At 73.4% G+C, this 15,075-nt stretch carries 16 protein-coding genes; 5 read left to right on the top strand and 11 right to left on the bottom strand.

The window, feature by feature from the left end:
- Positions 1-14 precede the first annotated feature (14 nt).
- The 11 genes from ACQEVU_RS36165 to ACQEVU_RS36115 form a co-directional block, all read right to left on the bottom strand.
- On the bottom strand, positions 15-992 hold the full coding sequence (locus tag ACQEVU_RS36165) for an alpha-ketoacid dehydrogenase subunit beta (RefSeq protein ID WP_433331660.1): 978 nt from the start codon (positions 990-992) through the stop codon (positions 15-17).
- 1 nt (position 993) lies between these two features.
- Positions 994-1,959, bottom strand: a complete 966-nt coding sequence (locus ACQEVU_RS36160) for a thiamine pyrophosphate-dependent dehydrogenase E1 component subunit alpha (protein ID WP_433335216.1) — start codon at positions 1,957-1,959, stop codon at positions 994-996.
- Positions 1,960-2,003: 44 nt separating this feature from the next.
- On the bottom strand, positions 2,004-2,804 hold the full coding sequence (locus ACQEVU_RS36155) for a DUF3050 domain-containing protein (RefSeq protein WP_433331658.1): 801 nt from the start codon (positions 2,802-2,804) through the stop codon (positions 2,004-2,006).
- Between the two features lie 19 nt (positions 2,805-2,823).
- Positions 2,824-3,735, bottom strand: coding sequence for a phytanoyl-CoA dioxygenase family protein (locus tag ACQEVU_RS36150; RefSeq protein WP_433335214.1), 912 nt, complete (start codon positions 3,733-3,735; stop codon positions 2,824-2,826).
- A gap of 2 nt (positions 3,736-3,737) precedes the next feature.
- Positions 3,738-4,838 (bottom strand): 4-hydroxyphenylpyruvate dioxygenase, encoded by a 1,101-nt coding sequence (hppD, locus tag ACQEVU_RS36145; RefSeq protein ID WP_433331656.1) that lies wholly within the window; start codon positions 4,836-4,838, stop codon positions 3,738-3,740.
- A gap of 28 nt (positions 4,839-4,866) precedes the next feature.
- Entirely contained in the window at positions 4,867-6,096 is a 1,230-nt protein-coding gene (locus tag ACQEVU_RS36140; RefSeq protein ID WP_433331654.1) for a beta-ketoacyl-[acyl-carrier-protein] synthase family protein, read from the bottom strand.
- On the bottom strand, positions 6,093-6,587 hold the full coding sequence (locus ACQEVU_RS36135; protein ID WP_433331652.1) for a beta-ketoacyl synthase chain length factor: 495 nt from the start codon (positions 6,585-6,587) through the stop codon (positions 6,093-6,095). Before ACQEVU_RS36135 ends, ACQEVU_RS36140 begins: the two co-directional genes overlap by 4 nt.
- Positions 6,584-7,654 (bottom strand): beta-ketoacyl-[acyl-carrier-protein] synthase family protein, encoded by a 1,071-nt coding sequence (locus ACQEVU_RS36130; protein ID WP_433335212.1) that lies wholly within the window; start codon positions 7,652-7,654, stop codon positions 6,584-6,586. Before ACQEVU_RS36130 ends, ACQEVU_RS36135 begins: the two co-directional genes overlap by 4 nt.
- A gap of 89 nt (positions 7,655-7,743) precedes the next feature.
- The gene (locus tag ACQEVU_RS36125; RefSeq protein ID WP_433335210.1) at positions 7,744-7,947 is read right to left on the bottom strand and encodes a hypothetical protein; all 204 of its coding nucleotides are present in this window, start codon (positions 7,945-7,947) and stop codon (positions 7,744-7,746) included.
- 44 nt (positions 7,948-7,991) lie between these two features.
- Complete coding sequence (locus ACQEVU_RS36120) at positions 7,992-8,264, bottom strand: acyl carrier protein (protein WP_433331650.1); 273 nt, start codon at positions 8,262-8,264, stop codon at positions 7,992-7,994.
- The gene (locus ACQEVU_RS36115; RefSeq protein ID WP_433331648.1) at positions 8,261-9,712 is read right to left on the bottom strand and encodes a class I adenylate-forming enzyme family protein; all 1,452 of its coding nucleotides are present in this window, start codon (positions 9,710-9,712) and stop codon (positions 8,261-8,263) included. Before ACQEVU_RS36115 ends, ACQEVU_RS36120 begins: the two co-directional genes overlap by 4 nt.
- 739 nt (positions 9,713-10,451) lie before the next feature.
- On the opposite strand from ACQEVU_RS36115, the gene ACQEVU_RS36110 reads away from it, so the two are divergent.
- From ACQEVU_RS36110 to ACQEVU_RS36090, 5 genes are read left to right on the top strand one after another with little or no spacing between them, the layout of a single operon-like run.
- Entirely contained in the window at positions 10,452-11,369 is a 918-nt protein-coding gene (locus ACQEVU_RS36110; protein WP_433331646.1) for a methyltransferase domain-containing protein, read from the top strand.
- Between the two features lies 1 nt (position 11,370).
- The gene (locus tag ACQEVU_RS36105) at positions 11,371-11,670 is read left to right on the top strand and encodes an acyl carrier protein (RefSeq protein WP_433331644.1); all 300 of its coding nucleotides are present in this window, start codon (positions 11,371-11,373) and stop codon (positions 11,668-11,670) included.
- On the top strand, positions 11,667-12,821 hold the full coding sequence (locus ACQEVU_RS36100) for a glycosyltransferase (protein WP_433331642.1): 1,155 nt from the start codon (positions 11,667-11,669) through the stop codon (positions 12,819-12,821). Before ACQEVU_RS36105 ends, ACQEVU_RS36100 begins: the two co-directional genes overlap by 4 nt.
- Entirely contained in the window at positions 12,818-13,582 is a 765-nt protein-coding gene (locus tag ACQEVU_RS36095; protein WP_433331640.1) for an ABC transporter permease, read from the top strand. Before ACQEVU_RS36100 ends, ACQEVU_RS36095 begins: the two co-directional genes overlap by 4 nt.
- A gap of 15 nt (positions 13,583-13,597) precedes the next feature.
- On the top strand, positions 13,598-14,551 hold the full coding sequence (locus ACQEVU_RS36090; RefSeq protein WP_433331638.1) for an ATP-binding cassette domain-containing protein: 954 nt from the start codon (positions 13,598-13,600) through the stop codon (positions 14,549-14,551).
- Positions 14,552-15,075 lie beyond the last annotated feature (524 nt).

Genomic DNA, 15,075 nt, shown 5'->3' with positions numbered 1-15,075 from the left:
CGGTTAGCTGCTTCTCAGGTCTCGTTGAGCTTCGCGACGTCCTCGACCGCGGCCCGTATCTGCGCCCGGCTCGGCTGCAGCGCCAGGTCGAGCTCGCGGGCGAACGGCAGCACGGCGCCGTCGGGCCGGGTGACCCGCCGCGGCGGCGCGATCAGGCGCATGCCCTCGGCGGCCGAGGCGATGATCTCCCCGGCGATGCCGCACGAGCGGTTCGAGTCGTCGACGACGACCAGCCGGCCGGTGCGCTCCAGGGATGCGGCCAGGCCCGCCCAGTCGAACGGGTGCAGCGTCCGCGGGTCGAAGACCTCGACCGACACGGTGCCCTCGAGCTCCTCGGCGACGGCGAGGGCGTCGTGGACGAGGTGGCCGACCGCGACCACGGTGACGTCGTCGCCGGGGCGGTGCACGCGGCCGACGCCGAGCGGGACGGGCGCGAGGGCGGCGAGGTCGACGTCGGCGCGCACCCCGACGGCGCCGGCCGGCGCGAACACCACGACCGGGTCGTCGTCGCGGATCGCCGAGACCAGCAGGCCGTACGCGTCGGCCGGGGTCGACGGGACGACGGTCTTCACCCCGACGTGGGCGAAGAGGCTGTACGGGTGGTCGGAGTGCTGCCCGGCCCACCCGCCGCGCGAGCCGGAGCTGGGCAGCAGGTAGGTCACCGGGACGGCCGTCTGCCCGCCGGTCATGAGCGAGAACTTGTGGGCCTGGTTGGCGATCTGCTCGAAGGCGAGGAACAGCAGGGCCGGGATCTGGAACTCGATCAGCGGCCGCTGCCCGCACATGGCGGCGCCGGTGGCGAAGCTCGTGAACGCCTGCTCCGAGATCGGCATGTCCACGACCCGTTCGGGTCCGAACTTCTTGACGAGGCCGGTGGTCACGTTGCTCACGGCGACGCGCACGTCCTCGCCGAAGACGCACACGGCCGGGTCGCGCTCCATCTCCGCGGCGATGGCCCGGTTGAGGGCCTTGAGGTAGCTCAGGTTCGTCACGTCACACCCCCGCCCGGGCGGGCGTGGCGGTGGCGTAGAGGTGATCGAGCGCGCCGGCCGGGTCCGGGTCCGGGCTCTCCCGGGCGAAGCGCACCGCCCGCTCCAGCCGGTCCTCGATCTCCGCGTCGATGCGGGCGCGCTCGCCCGGGTCGAGCCGCGCGCCCTGGATCTCCACCGGGTCCCGGGCCGTGCCCGCGGCCACCTCCTCGTCGGTGCGGTAGCGCGGCCGGGCCGCGTGCTCCCAGGTGTGGTGGGCGTCGAAGCGGTACGCCACGCACTCCAGCAGCGACGGGCCGCCCCCGGACCGGGCGCGCTCGACGGCCGTGCGGGCCTCCCGGAGTACGACTTGCGGGTCCGAAGCGTCCACGGTGGACGCCGGGATGCCGAAGGCCGCCGCCCGGCCCGTGACGGTGCCGGCCTGCGCGTCGGCGAAGCGGGTGGTGGTGGCGAAGCCGTTGTTCTCGCACACGAAGACGACCGGGAGCCGCCACAGCGCGGCCAGGTTGAACGTCTCCAGCACCACGCCCTGGCTGACCGCGCCGTCGCCGAAGTAGGTGACGGCGACGCGGTCGAGGCCGGCGCGGCGGGCGGCCCAGGCGGCGCCGGTGGCGATGGGCACCGCGGCGCCGACGATCGCGTTGGCGCCGAGGATGCCCAGCGAGAAGTCGGCGGCGTGCATGGAGCCGCCGCGGCCGCGGTTGAGCCCGGTGGACCGGCCGGCCAGCTCGGCCATCGTCCGGCTCGGGTCGGCGCCCTTGGCCAGCACGTGCCCGTGCCCGCGGTGGGTGCTCGTGATGACGTCGCCGGGCCGCAGCGCGGCACAGGTGCCGGCCGCGATGGCCTCCTGCCCCAGGTACGGGTGGATGCCGCCGACGATCGTGCCGTCGCGGACGAGCTCGATGGCCCGCTCCTCGAAGCGGCGGATCAGGCGGACGGTGCGATACAGGCGGCTTTCCGTTCCGGCCAGTAGGCCCTGCAGCCCGGCGGCGTCGGTCACGTCTGGTGTACTCCTTAACCGACCGCGACGGATTCGTCGATCTTGGCGAGGATGCCGCTCCAGAGCTTCGCCCGGGCGGCCAGCGCCAGGTTGATGGTCTCGGCGCACTCGTCCCACTTGTTCTCGTCGTCGCCGCACAGGTCGGTGACCATCTGCATGGCCATCGGGGTGTGCTGCTCGCCGTCGACCTCGATGTGCCGGGCCAGGTAGTCCACGAAGGTGTCCAGCGAGCCGTCCTGCTCGTTGACCTTGATGACCTGCTGGAACATGTCCGGGATGAGGTCCTCGCGGCCGAAGGCGAACGCGGCGGCCTGGCAGTGCACCGGCGCGGTGTCGATGAGGTGCCAGGTGAGCGCGACGAACTCGGCCGCCGGGGCCGGCACGCCCGCCCGCTGCATCGCCTCGGGCACCGGCGTGCCGGCGCGCAGCAGGTCGATGAAGCCGTCGATGACGGTGCGGTCGGCGCCGGCCTCGGTCATGCCCTGCAGGTAGAGCTCGAAGTGGCTGATGAACCCGCCGCGCAGCTCGTCGCTCTCCTCGACCAGCACGATGTCGTTGATGAGCCGGCGGCTGCCGGTCGGGCCGGTCGGGATCCACGGCACCTCGACGCAGGTGAGGTTGCGCTGCAGCGACTTCAGCAGCGACATGAAGTCCCACACGGCGAAGACGTGGTGCTCCAGGAACGTGCGGATGGCCGCCAGTCCGTCGAGCCGGGAGTAGATGGGATGGGTGACGACCTCGGTGCGCGCGCCGGCGATCAGCTCCTCGAGCCGGTCGATGCCGGGGTGACGCTGGCCCCAGTCGTAGCGGGACATGTGCCCTCCTTGGGTACTGCTAGGCGTTCCGCCACAGGACGGGGCAGAACTCGGGGTCGGCGTAGTCCGGCCGGCCGTCGGCGGTGCGGCGAACCAGGACGTCGTGGTTGTAGGTCACGATGTCGCCGGTGGAGAGGCGGAAGGGGCGGTACTCGTTCGACCCCGGCTGCAGGTGGAACGAGATCGCCCGGCGGGGGCGGCCGCTCACGTTGGCGCCGCTGCCGTGGTAGGTCCGGCAGTGGTGGAAGCTCATGTGCCCCTTGGGGATCACCATGGGGATCTTGCTGACCTCGGCGCCGTTGTGCTTCGCGTTGCGGGCGAGCATGACCTCGAGGTCGTCGTTGTCGCGGTCGGCGAAGTGCTTCGTGGTCGAGTCGTCGGCGCCGATCTCCTCCCAGCGGTGGCTGCCCTCGACCATGGTGATGGTGCCCATGTCCACGCCGCAGTCGTGGAACGGGATGAACGCGGTGAGCATGTCGTCGGAGGTGCACGACTGCCAGTAGTGGCGGTCGAAGTGCCACGGCACGACGTTGGACGGCTCGCCGGCGATCGGCGGCTTGTAGATGAGCGTCGACTGGAAGATGCGCATCTCGGCCGCCTGCGCCAGCCGCGCCGCGACCGCGCCGATGATGGGCTTGCGCAGGATGCGCGCGATGTCGTCGCTCTCGTAGTGGATGTAGTCGTTGTGCCGCTGCACCGGGCCGCTGGCCGGCTCCCAGTAGGCCAGCCGCGCCGGGCGCACGGGTAAGGTCCGCGACCGCTCGCCGGCGTAGAACCGCTCGCTGGCCGCGGTCAGCTCGTCGACCTCGTCATCGGACAGGAGCTTCCGGGTGAGGTACCACCCGTTGCGCGCGTACGCCTCGACCTCCTCGTCGGTGGGCAGCAGCGCCCGCTCCTCCTCCGACAGGGCGAACTCTTCGGTCACCGAGATGGTCACAGTGCTGATCCCTCCGAAAGCGTGGTGTCGCGCACGGCCGCCAGCTCGCGCTCCTTCGCCGCGTACAGCGCGGGGATGTTGCTCGTGCCGAACGTCCGCGCGCCGTGGCGGTCGATGAGCTCGTTGAAGTACGTGCGCCGGATGTGCGTCGACTTCGCGAAGATCTGGTACATCTGGCCCCAGTGGTCGCGGTCGACGAGAATGCCCAGCGGCCGCAGGTCGGCCACCGGCACGTCCACGTCGCCCAGGCGCGAGGGGAGCATGTCGTAGTAGCTGCCGGGGGTCTGCGCGAACTCGACGCCGCGCGCCCCGAGCGTGCGCACCGCGGCGACGATGTCGTGGGTGCTGAAGGCGATGTGCTGCACGCCGGCGCCCTCGTGCCAGGCCAGGAAGTCGTCGATCTGCCCGGCCCGGCGGCTGATGTCGGGCTGGATCAGCGTAAAGGTCACGCCGCCGGACGGGCTCTGCACCACCTGGGACTGCATGCCCTGCTCGCCGACCTCGATGTACTCCTGGAAGATCATCTCGAAGCCGAAGGCGCGCTCGTAGAAGGCGACGGTCGCGTCAAGCTCCCCGGCCGGCAGGCAGACGGCGGCGTGGTCGATCGTGTGCAGCAGGTCCTCCTCGACCGGCCCCGCGGGCGCCATCGACGTGTCCAGCAGCCCGGGCAGGAACGCCGTGCCGCCGGCCGCGCGCTGCACCAGCCGGTGCGTCACGTCGCCGAAGCCGCCGACCTCCGCGACCACGACTTCGTCCGCGCCGCGCCCGATGCGCCGGGGCGCCTCGACCGGGGCCGCGCCGCCGTCGACCGCGGCGGCGAAGGCCGCCTCCGCGTCGGTGCAGCCGAACGCGACGACCGCGACGCCGTCGCCGTGCTGCGCCACGTACCGGCTGGCCCGGTGCCCGCTGGACAGGCCGGAGGTGAGCAGCACGCGGATGTCGCGCTGGCCCAGCAGGACGCTGCGCTGGCCGGCGAGGCCGGTCTCCGGGCCGCCCTGCCCGTAGACGTGGAAGCCGTAGCCGGCGCACAGCTGTTCCGCGGCGGCGCGGGCGTCGCCGACGTACAGCTCGATGTGGTCGGTGCCGAGGATCTGCATTGCGTACGTCCCTTTCGGGTTGTGTTTCCTACGCGGGCCCGAAGACGAGGCTCACGTTGTGGCCGCCGAAGCCGAAGGAGTTCGACAGGGCATGGGTCACCGGCGCCGGTCGGGGCGAGCGCAGGTGGTCCAGGTCGCAGGCCGGATCGGGCTCGTCGAGGTTGTGCGTCGGCGGGAGGACCCCGCGGCGCAGCGCCTCGACCGTCACCGCGGCCTCGGCCACCCCGGAGGCGCCGAGCATGTGCCCGGTGACGCCCTTGGTGGAGCTGACCGGCGGGCCGCCCGCGCCGAACACGGCGCGGATGGCGATCGACTCCGCGACGTCGCCGAGCTTCGTCGAGGTGCCGTGGGCGTTGACGTAGCCGATGTCGGCCGGGGTCAGGCCGGCGTCGGCGACGGCCCGGCGCATGCACTCGGCGGCCGCCGTGCCGTCGGGCCGCGGCGTCGTAGGGTGGTGCGCGTCGTTGGTGGCGCCCCAGCCGAGCAGTTCGGCGTGGCGCCGCGCGCCGCGGGCGGCGGCGTGCTCGGGCCGCTCCAGGACGAACACGCCGGCCCCCTCGCCCAGCACGAGGCCGTTGCGGCGCCGGTCGAACGGGCGGCTGGCCTGCGCCGGGTCGCTCCAGCCGCGGGCCAGGGCGCGGGCGTTGCCGAACGTGTCGGCCAGGGTGGGGAACAGCGGCGCCTCGCTGCACCCGCACACGACCACGTCGGCCTCGCCGGCCCGCAGCAGCCGCAGGCCCTCGCCGATGGACTGGGCGCCGGCCGCGCAGGCGGTGCCGATCGAGGAGCTGTACCCCTGCAGCCCGTAGCGCATCGCGACGCGGGCCGCGCCCATGTTCGGCAGCATGCCCGGCAGCAGGTACGGGCTGACCCCGGCGCGGCCCCGCTTGTCGCGCTGCACGGCCTGGGCGTCGAGGGTGGCCAGGCCGCCGGTGCCGGACAGGATGACCGCGACGCGGTAGGGGTCGACGTCGCGGCCGGCCACGATGCCGGCGTCGTCGAGCGCCCGCTCGGCGGCCCGCAGCGCCATGACGATGTACCGGTCGACGAGCCGGGCGTCCGGGCCGGGCAGGACCGACAGCGGGTCGATCGGCGGCCCGAACGCGGCCACGTCGACCGAGCCCGCGAGGGGGTGATCCGCGGGCGGGCTGGCCAGCCCGGAGCGGCCCTCGCACATGGCGTCGAAGACCTCGGCCCCGGTCTCGCCGACCGGCGTGACGAGCCCGATGCCGGTGACGGCGGCCGTGCGAGCGTTCATGATGCGCCTCCGTGCGTCAGCAACACTGCCGCGGCGTTGTCGTGGTGGTCCAGTTCGATGAGCAGCACCCGGTCGGCGTCGCCGTCGGCGAGCAGGCCGCGGGCGGCGTCGACCCCGGCGCCGCGGTCGCAGACGCAGCTGACCGGGCCGGTGAGGCCGTGGGCGGCGGCGATGTGGCCGAGGACGGCGTTGGGGACGGACTGGAAGAAGAACAGCGGCCCGATCCGCGTGCCGGCGTCGACGGCCGCGGCCACGTGCGCCGCGCTCTGCACGTCGCCGAGGTCGCTGACCAGCACGATGGCGGTGTCCCCGGCGGTGTCGCCCGGCGGCAGCTGGGCCAGGCACCGCCCGGCGACCGCCGCGATGACCGGGTTGAAGGGGGAGTGGATGAAGCCGGCCAGGCGGGGCGGCTCCTCGTCCCCGGCCGGCCAGGCCGCATCGGCCAGGATCCCGAGCCCGGCGGCGGTGGCGCGTACCCCTAAGCCGCTCATGCTTCGGCGCCCAGTAACAGCGCGGTGTTGGCGCCGCCGAACGCGGCGTTGAGGGTGAGCGCGTAGGCGGGGGAGGCCGGGGCGGCGTCGCCGAGCACCAGGTTGAGCGGGCAGCGCTCGTCGGGGGCGATGAAGCCGGCGTTGACCGGCAGCCGCCCGCCGCGCAGCGCGTGCAGGGTCACCGCGAGCTCGAGGATCCCGGAGGCCTCCAGGGCCTGCCCGTGCAGGGACTTCGTCGACGACACCGGCACCGCGGCCCCGTGCTCGCCGAGCGCGGTGTGCAGCGCCTCGGCCTCGGCGGTGTCGCTCTGCTCGGTGCCGGAGCCGTGCGCGTTGACGTACCCGACGGCCTCGGGCGCCACGCCGGCCCGGCGCAGCGCGTCCCCGATCGCCCGGGCCAGGCCGCGGCCGTGGGGGTGGGGCTGGCACGGGTGGTGGGCGTCGCCGGCGCGGCCCCAGCCGGCCAGCGCGGCCAGCGGCTCGACGCCCCGGTCGCGGGCCGCGGCGGCGGACTCGAGCACGACCGCGCCCGCGCCGTCGCCGAGCAGCAGGCCGCGCCGGCCCGCGCTGAAGGGCCGGACGGCGCCGTCGGCGGCGAGCGCCCGGCCGGCGTCGAAGAGCGCGAACTGGTCGGGCTCGACGAGGTACCCGCCGGCGACCACGACCCGGTCGGCCTCGCCGCGGCTGATGATGCCGGCCGCGTCGGCGATCGCGGTGCTCGCCGCGACGCAGGCGGCGGTGTAGGTGCGGGCGGCGCCGAGCCCGGCCGCGCCGGCGAGGGCCGCGGCGAACGCCGAGCCCCCGTGGCGGGGCCGGTCCACGGCGGCCGCGCGGGCCAGCCGCGGGTCGCCGTGCACCGCCAGGAACAGCGGGGCGCCGGCCCGCTCGGGCGTGCTGAGCTTCGCCTCGTCGCACGCCTCGACCGCCAGGGCGGCCAGCTCCGCGGTGAGGACCGGCGCGCCGGGCATCGCCGCGGCCACGCCGACCCGCCGGCCGGTCACGTCGAAGCGCTCGACGGGCGCGAACGCCGGCCGCCCGGCGTCCAGCCCGGCGGCGAGCGCGCCCATGCCCCGGCCGAACGCGCTGAGCACGGCCACGCCGGTGATCAGCACGCCCGGGGCCGGTCCACGTTGCGCGCCGGCCGCCGATTGCTGCTTCACGGCGTCACCGGGGAATCCTTCAGTCCGGCCAGGACCTCGACGGCGCCGTCCACGGTGGACATCCGCGCCAGGTCCTCGTCGCTGAAGTCGAGCATCTCGCCGTAGTGCTGCTCGAGCTGGTGGACGAGCCAGGCCAGCTCCAGCGAGTCGATCCCGTCGCCGACGTCCTCGGGCCGGCGGTCCCCGTAGGTGGCCAGCATCGCGACGATCTCGGTGCGGCCGGGTGCAGCGGTCACGTCGATGCCTACGCGGTCGCCGCGGCGGCCCGGCGCTCGGCGACGGCGGCGACGAACTCGCCGACCGTCATGCCGGCCAGCTTCTCGGCCTCGTCGTCGTCGAAGCGCACCCCGAACCGGTCCTCCACGCGGACCGCGAGCTCGGCCAGCGACAGCGACTCGAGGTCGGCGCCGGCCGGGCCGAGCGCGGTGTCGTCGTCGATGTCGTCGGTGCTGTAGTTCATCTCGGTCAGCGAGTCCATCAAGAACTGGCGGATCTCGGTCCTGGTCTCGTCGCTCATGCCTGGGTGTTCCCTTCCATAACCGTTCGTGCTGTCGATTCCGCGCCGGCAGCGGACGCCGCGACCAGCAGGGCGCGGTCGCGGACGAGCTTGCCGGTGGCCGTTCGGGGCAGCTGCTCGACGACGCGCAGCACGCGCGGGCGCTTGAACGCCGCGAGCCGCTCGTTCAGCTGGGCCTGTACCTGGGCCGCGGTGGTGTCCTCGCGCAGCATCACGTACGCCTCGATCGCCTTGTCGTGCGTGACGACGGCGGCGGCGACGCCGGGCAGCGCGGCCAGGGTGTGCTCGACCTCGGTGAGGTCGACCTTCAGCCCGCCGACGGACACCTGCGAGTCGTTGCGGCCGAGGATCCGCAACCGCCCGGTGGCGGGGTCGACGGCGCCGGCGTCGCGGGTGTGCAGCCAGCCGTCGGCCCACCGGGTCGGGTCGGACAGGCCCAGGTACGGCGACGCGGGCAGCGACACCAGCAGCTCGCCCTGCTCCTCGCGGACCGTCAGGCCCGGGGCCGGGGTGAGCGCGGGGCGGTGCTCGCCGAAGAGGTCGGTCGCGATGACCCCGACCTCGGTCATGCCGTACATGTTGCCCAGCCGCACGCCGAAGCGGTCCGCGAACGCCTCGTGGACCTGCGCGCGCACCAGCTCGCCGCCGGTCGTCATGCCGGTCAGCTGCGGCAGGTGCGGCGGCCGCGGCCCGGAGGAGAGCAGCTCGATGTGGAAGGGGACGCCGAGCAGCGTGGTCGGCTCGGGCCCGGCCGCGACCGCGGCGAGGATCCCGTCGGCCGTCATCCGCTGTGGTACCACCAGTTGCGCCCCGGCGTGCAGGCCGTACAGCAGCCCGCCGACGAGCCCGAGCACGTGGACCATCGAGGCGAGGCACACGATGCGCTCGCCGGGCTGGGGAACGCCGGGACCGATGGCGACGTAGCGCTCGAGCTCCTCGACCAGGTTCGCCGCCGTGCGGGCGATGACCTTCGAGGGCCCGGTGGAGCCGGAGCTGAGCTGGACGAGGGCGTGCGCGGTGTCGGCCGGGCGGCCGGGGTACGTGGCGACGCGCTCCTGCACGTCCTGGAATCCGCGCAACGGCCCGCCGGTGGCGTGTTTGGCGGACACGACCGCCTGCGGGGCCAGCCGCTGCAGGGCGGCGTCGATCTCGAAGGGGGTGAGGCGGTGGTCCAGCAGCGCGGCGCGGGCGCCGAGCCGCCAGCAGGCCAGCAGGTTGGCGACGAACGCGAGCGAGGGGGCCAGGCACAGCGCGACCGAGTCGCCCGGCCCGGTGCGCCCGATGCCGGCCGCGGCGAGCACGGCCTGCTTCTGCTCGACCAGGCGGCGCAGCTCCGCGCGGGTCACGGGGGCGTCGAAGACGAGCGCCGGGGCGTCGCCGGGGCGGCCGGCGGCGTCCGCCAGCAGGACCTCGTCGACCCAGGACGGGTCGAGCGCCGGTGCGGTCACCGGACAACCCCTTTCCTCGTCAGGGCGCGCCGCATCGGCGGGCCGGGGGCGCCACGACCGCCGCACGGGCGGTCCGGCGCGCCAGGGCCCGCTTGGGGCGAACGCGCGCAGGGTCGTACGCACCGACCGGGCCGGCCAACGATGGCCGTCGATCAGCGTGTACAACCCCCGAATGGACACACTGCGAAGAGGCCGAGGGCACGGTGCCCGGCTCGGTCAACGTCGTCCGAACGCAAGTACCCGGCTGCGTAACGCAGAAAATAGGCACCTCGACTAGGCATAGACCTTACGCAATCGAACCCGTTTTACAAGAGTGCGCAGCACGACCCTGTGACAGGATGTCCGATCTGTCACACGACCTCCCGGGAAAAATCGTTTGGTTCGATACGCTCACCATTTCGGGAAAGACAGAGGTCAGCGCGCCTATCGGCCACATGCGGCCGCCGCGTATTCGGACATTCACCGCAGGTTCGGACGCAGCGGGTCGAGAACAGCGCTACCGGCAGCAACGGGAATATGAACGCACGTTAGGTGTCCGCGTGGCGGATATACGTGCTGACCAGGTATCCGGGTGGGATGCATACGCGGGTGGGCCGGCCGTGAGAGCGCGTTCCGGAACTTTCACGGGTCATTGACAACCTTCGGCGCCGCGTTCATACAATGGCCGGGTTCGCGCCCACCACGAATCGGCGCGGCACGTTCTCATTTCCGGTGCTGCCCTTTCGAAAGATTTGCGACTGTGAAAGCTGATACCGGTTCGGCATACCCGTCCGCGCCCGCCGGCCCGGGGCTCAACGCCGCGGTCGAGCGCTATTACGACACGACCCTCGACCTCTACGAGGACCTCTGGGGCGAGCACGTCCACCACGGGTTCTGGGACGCCGGTGAGCGGCCGGGCAGCGACTCGGAGCGGCACGCCGCGACCGACCGGCTGGTCCGCGAGCTCGTCGCCTTCGCCCGGATCCCGGACGGCGCGCGGGTCCTCGACGTCGGCTGCGGCATCGGCGGCCCGGCGCTGTACCTCGCCGGCGCGCTGGGCTGCACCGTCGAGGGCGTCACCCTCAGCGCGGCGCAGGCCGCGCGGGCCAACGAGAAGGCGGCCGCGGCCGGCCTCGGCGCCCGGGCCCGCTTCCACCAGCGCGACGCGCTCGACAACGGCTACCCGGACGGCTCCTTCGACGCGCTGTGGGCCGTCGAGAGCCTCATGCACATCGCCGACCGCGCGGCGTTCTTCGCCGAGGCGTGGCGGCTGCTGCGCCCGGGCGGGGTGCTGGCCATCGCCACCTGGTCGGTGCGCGACGGCGAGCTGAACGCCGAGGAGCACCGCGTCGTCGACCAGATCCTGCGCCACCAGGTGATGCCGAGCTTCTCCTCGCTCGAGGAGCACGAGCGGCTGGCCCGCGCGGCCGGCTTCGCCGACGTGTCCACAGTGGACTGGAGCGCCAACGTCGCCAACTCCTGGGAGCCGACCTTCGCGCAGGTGCGGGAGCTGGAGAACGGCCGCGCCATGATGCGCGACCTGGCCCGCGACCGCGGCGTCGACGTGCTGGGCTTCTTCTACGCCGGGCCGCTGATGCTCAAGGGCTTCAGCACCGGCGCGATGACCTACGGCGCCGTGCGGGCGGTCAAGGCGGCCCCGTTAGCGGCCGGGGGCTGACGTGCCCCCCGCTCCAGGTCTTGCCCGGGAGGGCGGCACGCCGACGCAGGCCGCGGTCGCCGAGCTGCTGCGCGAGGTCACCGGCGAGGACGCCGAGTGGCTCGCCGGGCTCGGCCCCGCGACCCGGCTGGACGGCGACCTGTACCTGGACAGCCTGGAGGTCGCCGCGCTCGGCGAGCGGCTGGCCGCCCGGTTCGGCCCGGCCGTGGACCTGCCCGCGTTCCTCGCCGGCCTGGAGTTCGAGGCGCTGCTGGAGCTCAGCATCGCCGACGTTGCGTCCTATGTGGACGGCGCGGCATGACGACGTTCCTGTTCGTCTCGCTGCCGCTGGCCGGGCACGTGCACCCGATGGCGGCGATCGCGGCGGCCCTGCGGCGGCGCGGCCACGAGGTCACCTGGGCCGGCTCGGAGTCGTTCCTGCGCCCGATCGTCGGCCCGCAGGACCGCATCCACCCGATCCCGCTGCGGGCGCACCGCGGGCAGTCCGCCCGCGGCCTCGACTCCCACCGCACGCGCTGGGCCGGCTATATCGTCCCGCACGCCCGGACGACCCGGAAGGGCATCGAGGCGGCCATCGCCGAGTTCGCGCCCGACGTCATGGTCGTGGACCAGCTCGCGATCGCCGGCGCCATCGCCGCACACGCGCACGGGCTGCGCTGGGTCACCGTCGCCACCGGCACCATGGAGCTGACCCGCCCGTTCCGCCGCACCCTGCCCACCGTGGAGGCGTGGATCGCGGCGCGCCTGGCCGAGATCTGGACGGCCGCCGGCCAGCCCGGCGAGCCCCCGTACGACCTGCGCTTCTCGCCGCACGGCGTCATCGCGCTCACCGCCGGCGCCCTCGCCGGCGACCCGGCCGACCATCCGTCCAATGTGGCCCTCGTCGGGCCCTCGCTGGCCGTGCGCGCGCCCGACCCGGACTTCCCGTTCGACTGGCTCGACCCGGACCGCCGGCACGTGCTGGTCACCATGGGCACGCTGGCGATGGACATCGCCAAGGACTTCTACCAGCGCGTCGACGAGGCCCTGGCGCCGCTCGGCGACCGGCTGCAGGCCATCGTCATCGCGCCCGACCGGACGCTGACCGACCCCGCCGGGCACGTGCTGGTGCGCCCCCGCGCCCCCGTGCTGGAGCTGCTGCCGCACCTGCACGCCGTCGTGTCGCACGGCGGGCACAACACCGTCGCCGAGGCGCTGGTGCACGGCGTGCCGCTGGTCGTCGCCCCGATCAAGGACGACCAGGCGCTCAACGCCGCCGCGGTCCACGCCGCCGGCGCCGGGTTGCGGGTCTCCTTCGATCACGCCCGCCCGGCCGGCCTGCGCGCCGCGGTGCTCCGCGTGCTCGACGAGCCGTCCTTCGCCGCGTCCGCCCGCGCCGAGGGCGAGCGGCTGCTCGCCGGCGGGGGAGCCGAGGCGGCGGCATCCATCCTTCTCCGTGAGAGGTCCCCGTGAAAGTACTGCGCGACACCTGGCTCATCTTCCAGCGCCACATGCTGCTCATGATTCGCTCGCCGCTGTGGGTCTTCCTCGGCATCGCGCAGCCGGTGGTGTACCTCATCCTGTTCGCCCCGCTGCTCAAGCCGGCCCTGCAGTCGCTCGGCGCCACGTCGATGATCGACGCCTACCGCGTCTACGTCCCGGGCATGCTCGTGGCGCTGGCGATCGGCGGCGGGCTGTACGTCGGCTTCGGCCTGCTCGGCGACCTGGCCAACGGCGTCATCGAGCGCTCCCGTGTGACCACGGTCAGCCGGGTCGCCCTGCTGCTGGGCCGGGCGCTGCGCGACGTGGTGACCGTCGTCGTGCAGTCGATCCTCATCACGGTGCTGTCGCTGCCGTTCGGGCTCATCACGAACATCGGCAACATCCTGCTCGGCTACGCGATCCTGGCGCTGATCAGCCTCGCGGCGGCGTCGATCTCCTACGGCATCGCCATCAAGGTGAACAACCCCAACGTGCTCGGCCAGGTCATCAACAACCTGGCGCAGCCGCTGATGCTGCTGTCCGGCACGCTGCTGCCGCTGGCGCTCGCGCCCCTGTGGCTGCGCACGATCGCCGACTACAACCCGTTCAACTGGGCCGCCACCGGCATGCGCGCCCTCTACGCCGGCCACCCCGGCGACACGCACGTCTGGGGCAGCCTCGTCATCTGCGGCGCGCTGGTCATCGCCGCGGTCACCTGGTCGGCCAGCCTCTTCGCGCGCTCGGTCAAGTAGGTTAGGGGACTTTCGATGATCAAGACCAAGGGGCTCAAGAAGTCCTACAAGACCAAGCAGAAGCGGCAGACCACCACCGTCGACGCGGTCAAGGGCATCGACCTGGACGTCGCCGAGGGCGAGATCTTCGGCTTCCTCGGCCCGAACGGCGCCGGCAAGACCACGACGCTGCGCATGCTCGCCACCCTCATCGCGCCCGACGACGGCGAGGCGACCATCGCCGGGGCGAACCTGCGCACCGAGCAGGCCCAGGTGCGCCGCAGCATCGGCTTCGTGGCCCAGGGCGGCGGCACCACCGACGACGTGACCGCCCGCGAGGAGCTCGTGCTCCAGGCCCGCATGTACGGCATGGGCCGCACCGAGGCCGCCCAGCGCGCCGAGGAGGTCATCGCCGCGTTCGAGCTGACCGACTTCGCCGACCGCAAGTGCAAGACGTACTCCGGCGGCCAGCGCCGCCGCCTCGACATCGCCCTCGGCGTCATCCACCGCCCGCAGGTGCTGTTCCTGGACGAGCCGACGACCGGCCTCGACCCGCAGAGCCGGGCCCACATGTGGGACGAGGTGCGCCGCCTGCGCGAAGAAGGCATGACGGTCTTCATCACCACGCACTACCTCGACGAGGCCGACGCGCTGTGTGACCGCATCGCCATCATCGACCACGGCGAGATCGTCGCCGAGGGCACCCCGGACGCGCTCAAGCGCGAGATCTCCGGCGACGTGGTGAGCGTCGGCGTCGGCGACCTGGCCGAGAAGGCGGCCGAGGTGCTCAAGGACCAGCCCTTCGCCCGCGGCGTCGAGGCCCGCGACGACGGCGAGCTGCGCCTCACGGTCGAGTCCGGCGACACGGCGATCCCGCAGATCATGCGGGCCCTGGAGGGCGCCGGCGTCTCGCTGTCGACGATCGAGCTGCACCGGCCGACCCTCGACGACGTGTTCCTCACGAAGACGGGTCGCTCGCTGCGGGACTGAGATCCTCGTGTGACCGGCGGGCGGCGCGGCTTCGGCCTCGCCGCCCGTTTGCCGCGCGACGGGTTTTCGGGGCGACGGGTTTCGGGGCGACGGGTTTTTTCGGGGGTGACTGTCCGCGGACGCCGCAGGCCCGGGAGTCACGGACCGTGCCCACGACGGACGTCGCGGTAGCGCGCTGCATTTTTTGCATCGGCCGGATTTTCCGGCGGGCGACCGTTTGGGCCCGAACTGTGGGCCGCCCGCCGTCCGTGGCGGTGCACGGGGAGGTGGTCCGCCGCTCGAGGGAGTGCGGCGATCCCGGTGCCGCAGATACGGTCCTCGGTGCCCGGCAGCCGGTCCGAACCGCGCCGGCGTGCGGCCGGACGCGCCCGCCTGCCGGGCATCGAGAACGTTGCCCGCCGGCAGTGTTGAATGCACGGCGGAGCGATCGGCCGCCCATTTCACCGCACCGAATCGGGTGGCCGCCAAAAGCATCGCCCCGCGTCCGCGCGGAAGTCAACGGCCACTATTTCAATTAACTCTGC

It is taken from the genome of Dactylosporangium sp. CA-139066, from assembly GCF_050936175.1.
Classification (GTDB): Bacteria; Actinomycetota; Actinomycetes; order Mycobacteriales; family Micromonosporaceae; genus Dactylosporangium.
Note: the sequence above shows the minus strand (reverse complement) of the source record. Positions and strands in the feature narration are given on the sequence as shown.

What these genes read in the sequence shown, in the direction of transcription:
- ACQEVU_RS36090 (WP_433331638.1), top strand. Translation starts at nt 13,598, where the DNA reads ATGATCAAGACCAAGGGGCTCAAGAAGTCCTACAAGACCAAGCAGAAG.
- ACQEVU_RS36120 (WP_433331650.1), bottom strand. Translation starts at nt 8,264, where the DNA reads ATGAGCGACGAGACCAGGACCGAGATCCGCCAGTTCTTGATGGACTCG.
- ACQEVU_RS36140 (WP_433331654.1), bottom strand. Translation starts at nt 6,096, where the DNA reads ATGAACGCTCGCACGGCCGCCGTCACCGGCATCGGGCTCGTCACGCCG.
- ACQEVU_RS36135 (WP_433331652.1), bottom strand. Translation starts at nt 6,587, where the DNA reads ATGAGCGGCTTAGGGGTACGCGCCACCGCCGCCGGGCTCGGGATCCTG.
- ACQEVU_RS36100 (WP_433331642.1), top strand. Translation starts at nt 11,667, where the DNA reads ATGACGACGTTCCTGTTCGTCTCGCTGCCGCTGGCCGGGCACGTGCAC.
- ACQEVU_RS36125 (WP_433335210.1), bottom strand. Translation starts at nt 7,947, where the DNA reads ATGCTGGCCACCTACGGGGACCGCCGGCCCGAGGACGTCGGCGACGGG.
- hppD (WP_433331656.1), bottom strand. Translation starts at nt 4,838, where the DNA reads ATGCAGATCCTCGGCACCGACCACATCGAGCTGTACGTCGGCGACGCC.
- ACQEVU_RS36130 (WP_433335212.1), bottom strand. Translation starts at nt 7,654, where the DNA reads ATGGGCGCGCTCGCCGCCGGGCTGGACGCCGGGCGGCCGGCGTTCGCG.
- ACQEVU_RS36155 (WP_433331658.1), bottom strand. Translation starts at nt 2,804, where the DNA reads ATGTCCCGCTACGACTGGGGCCAGCGTCACCCCGGCATCGACCGGCTC.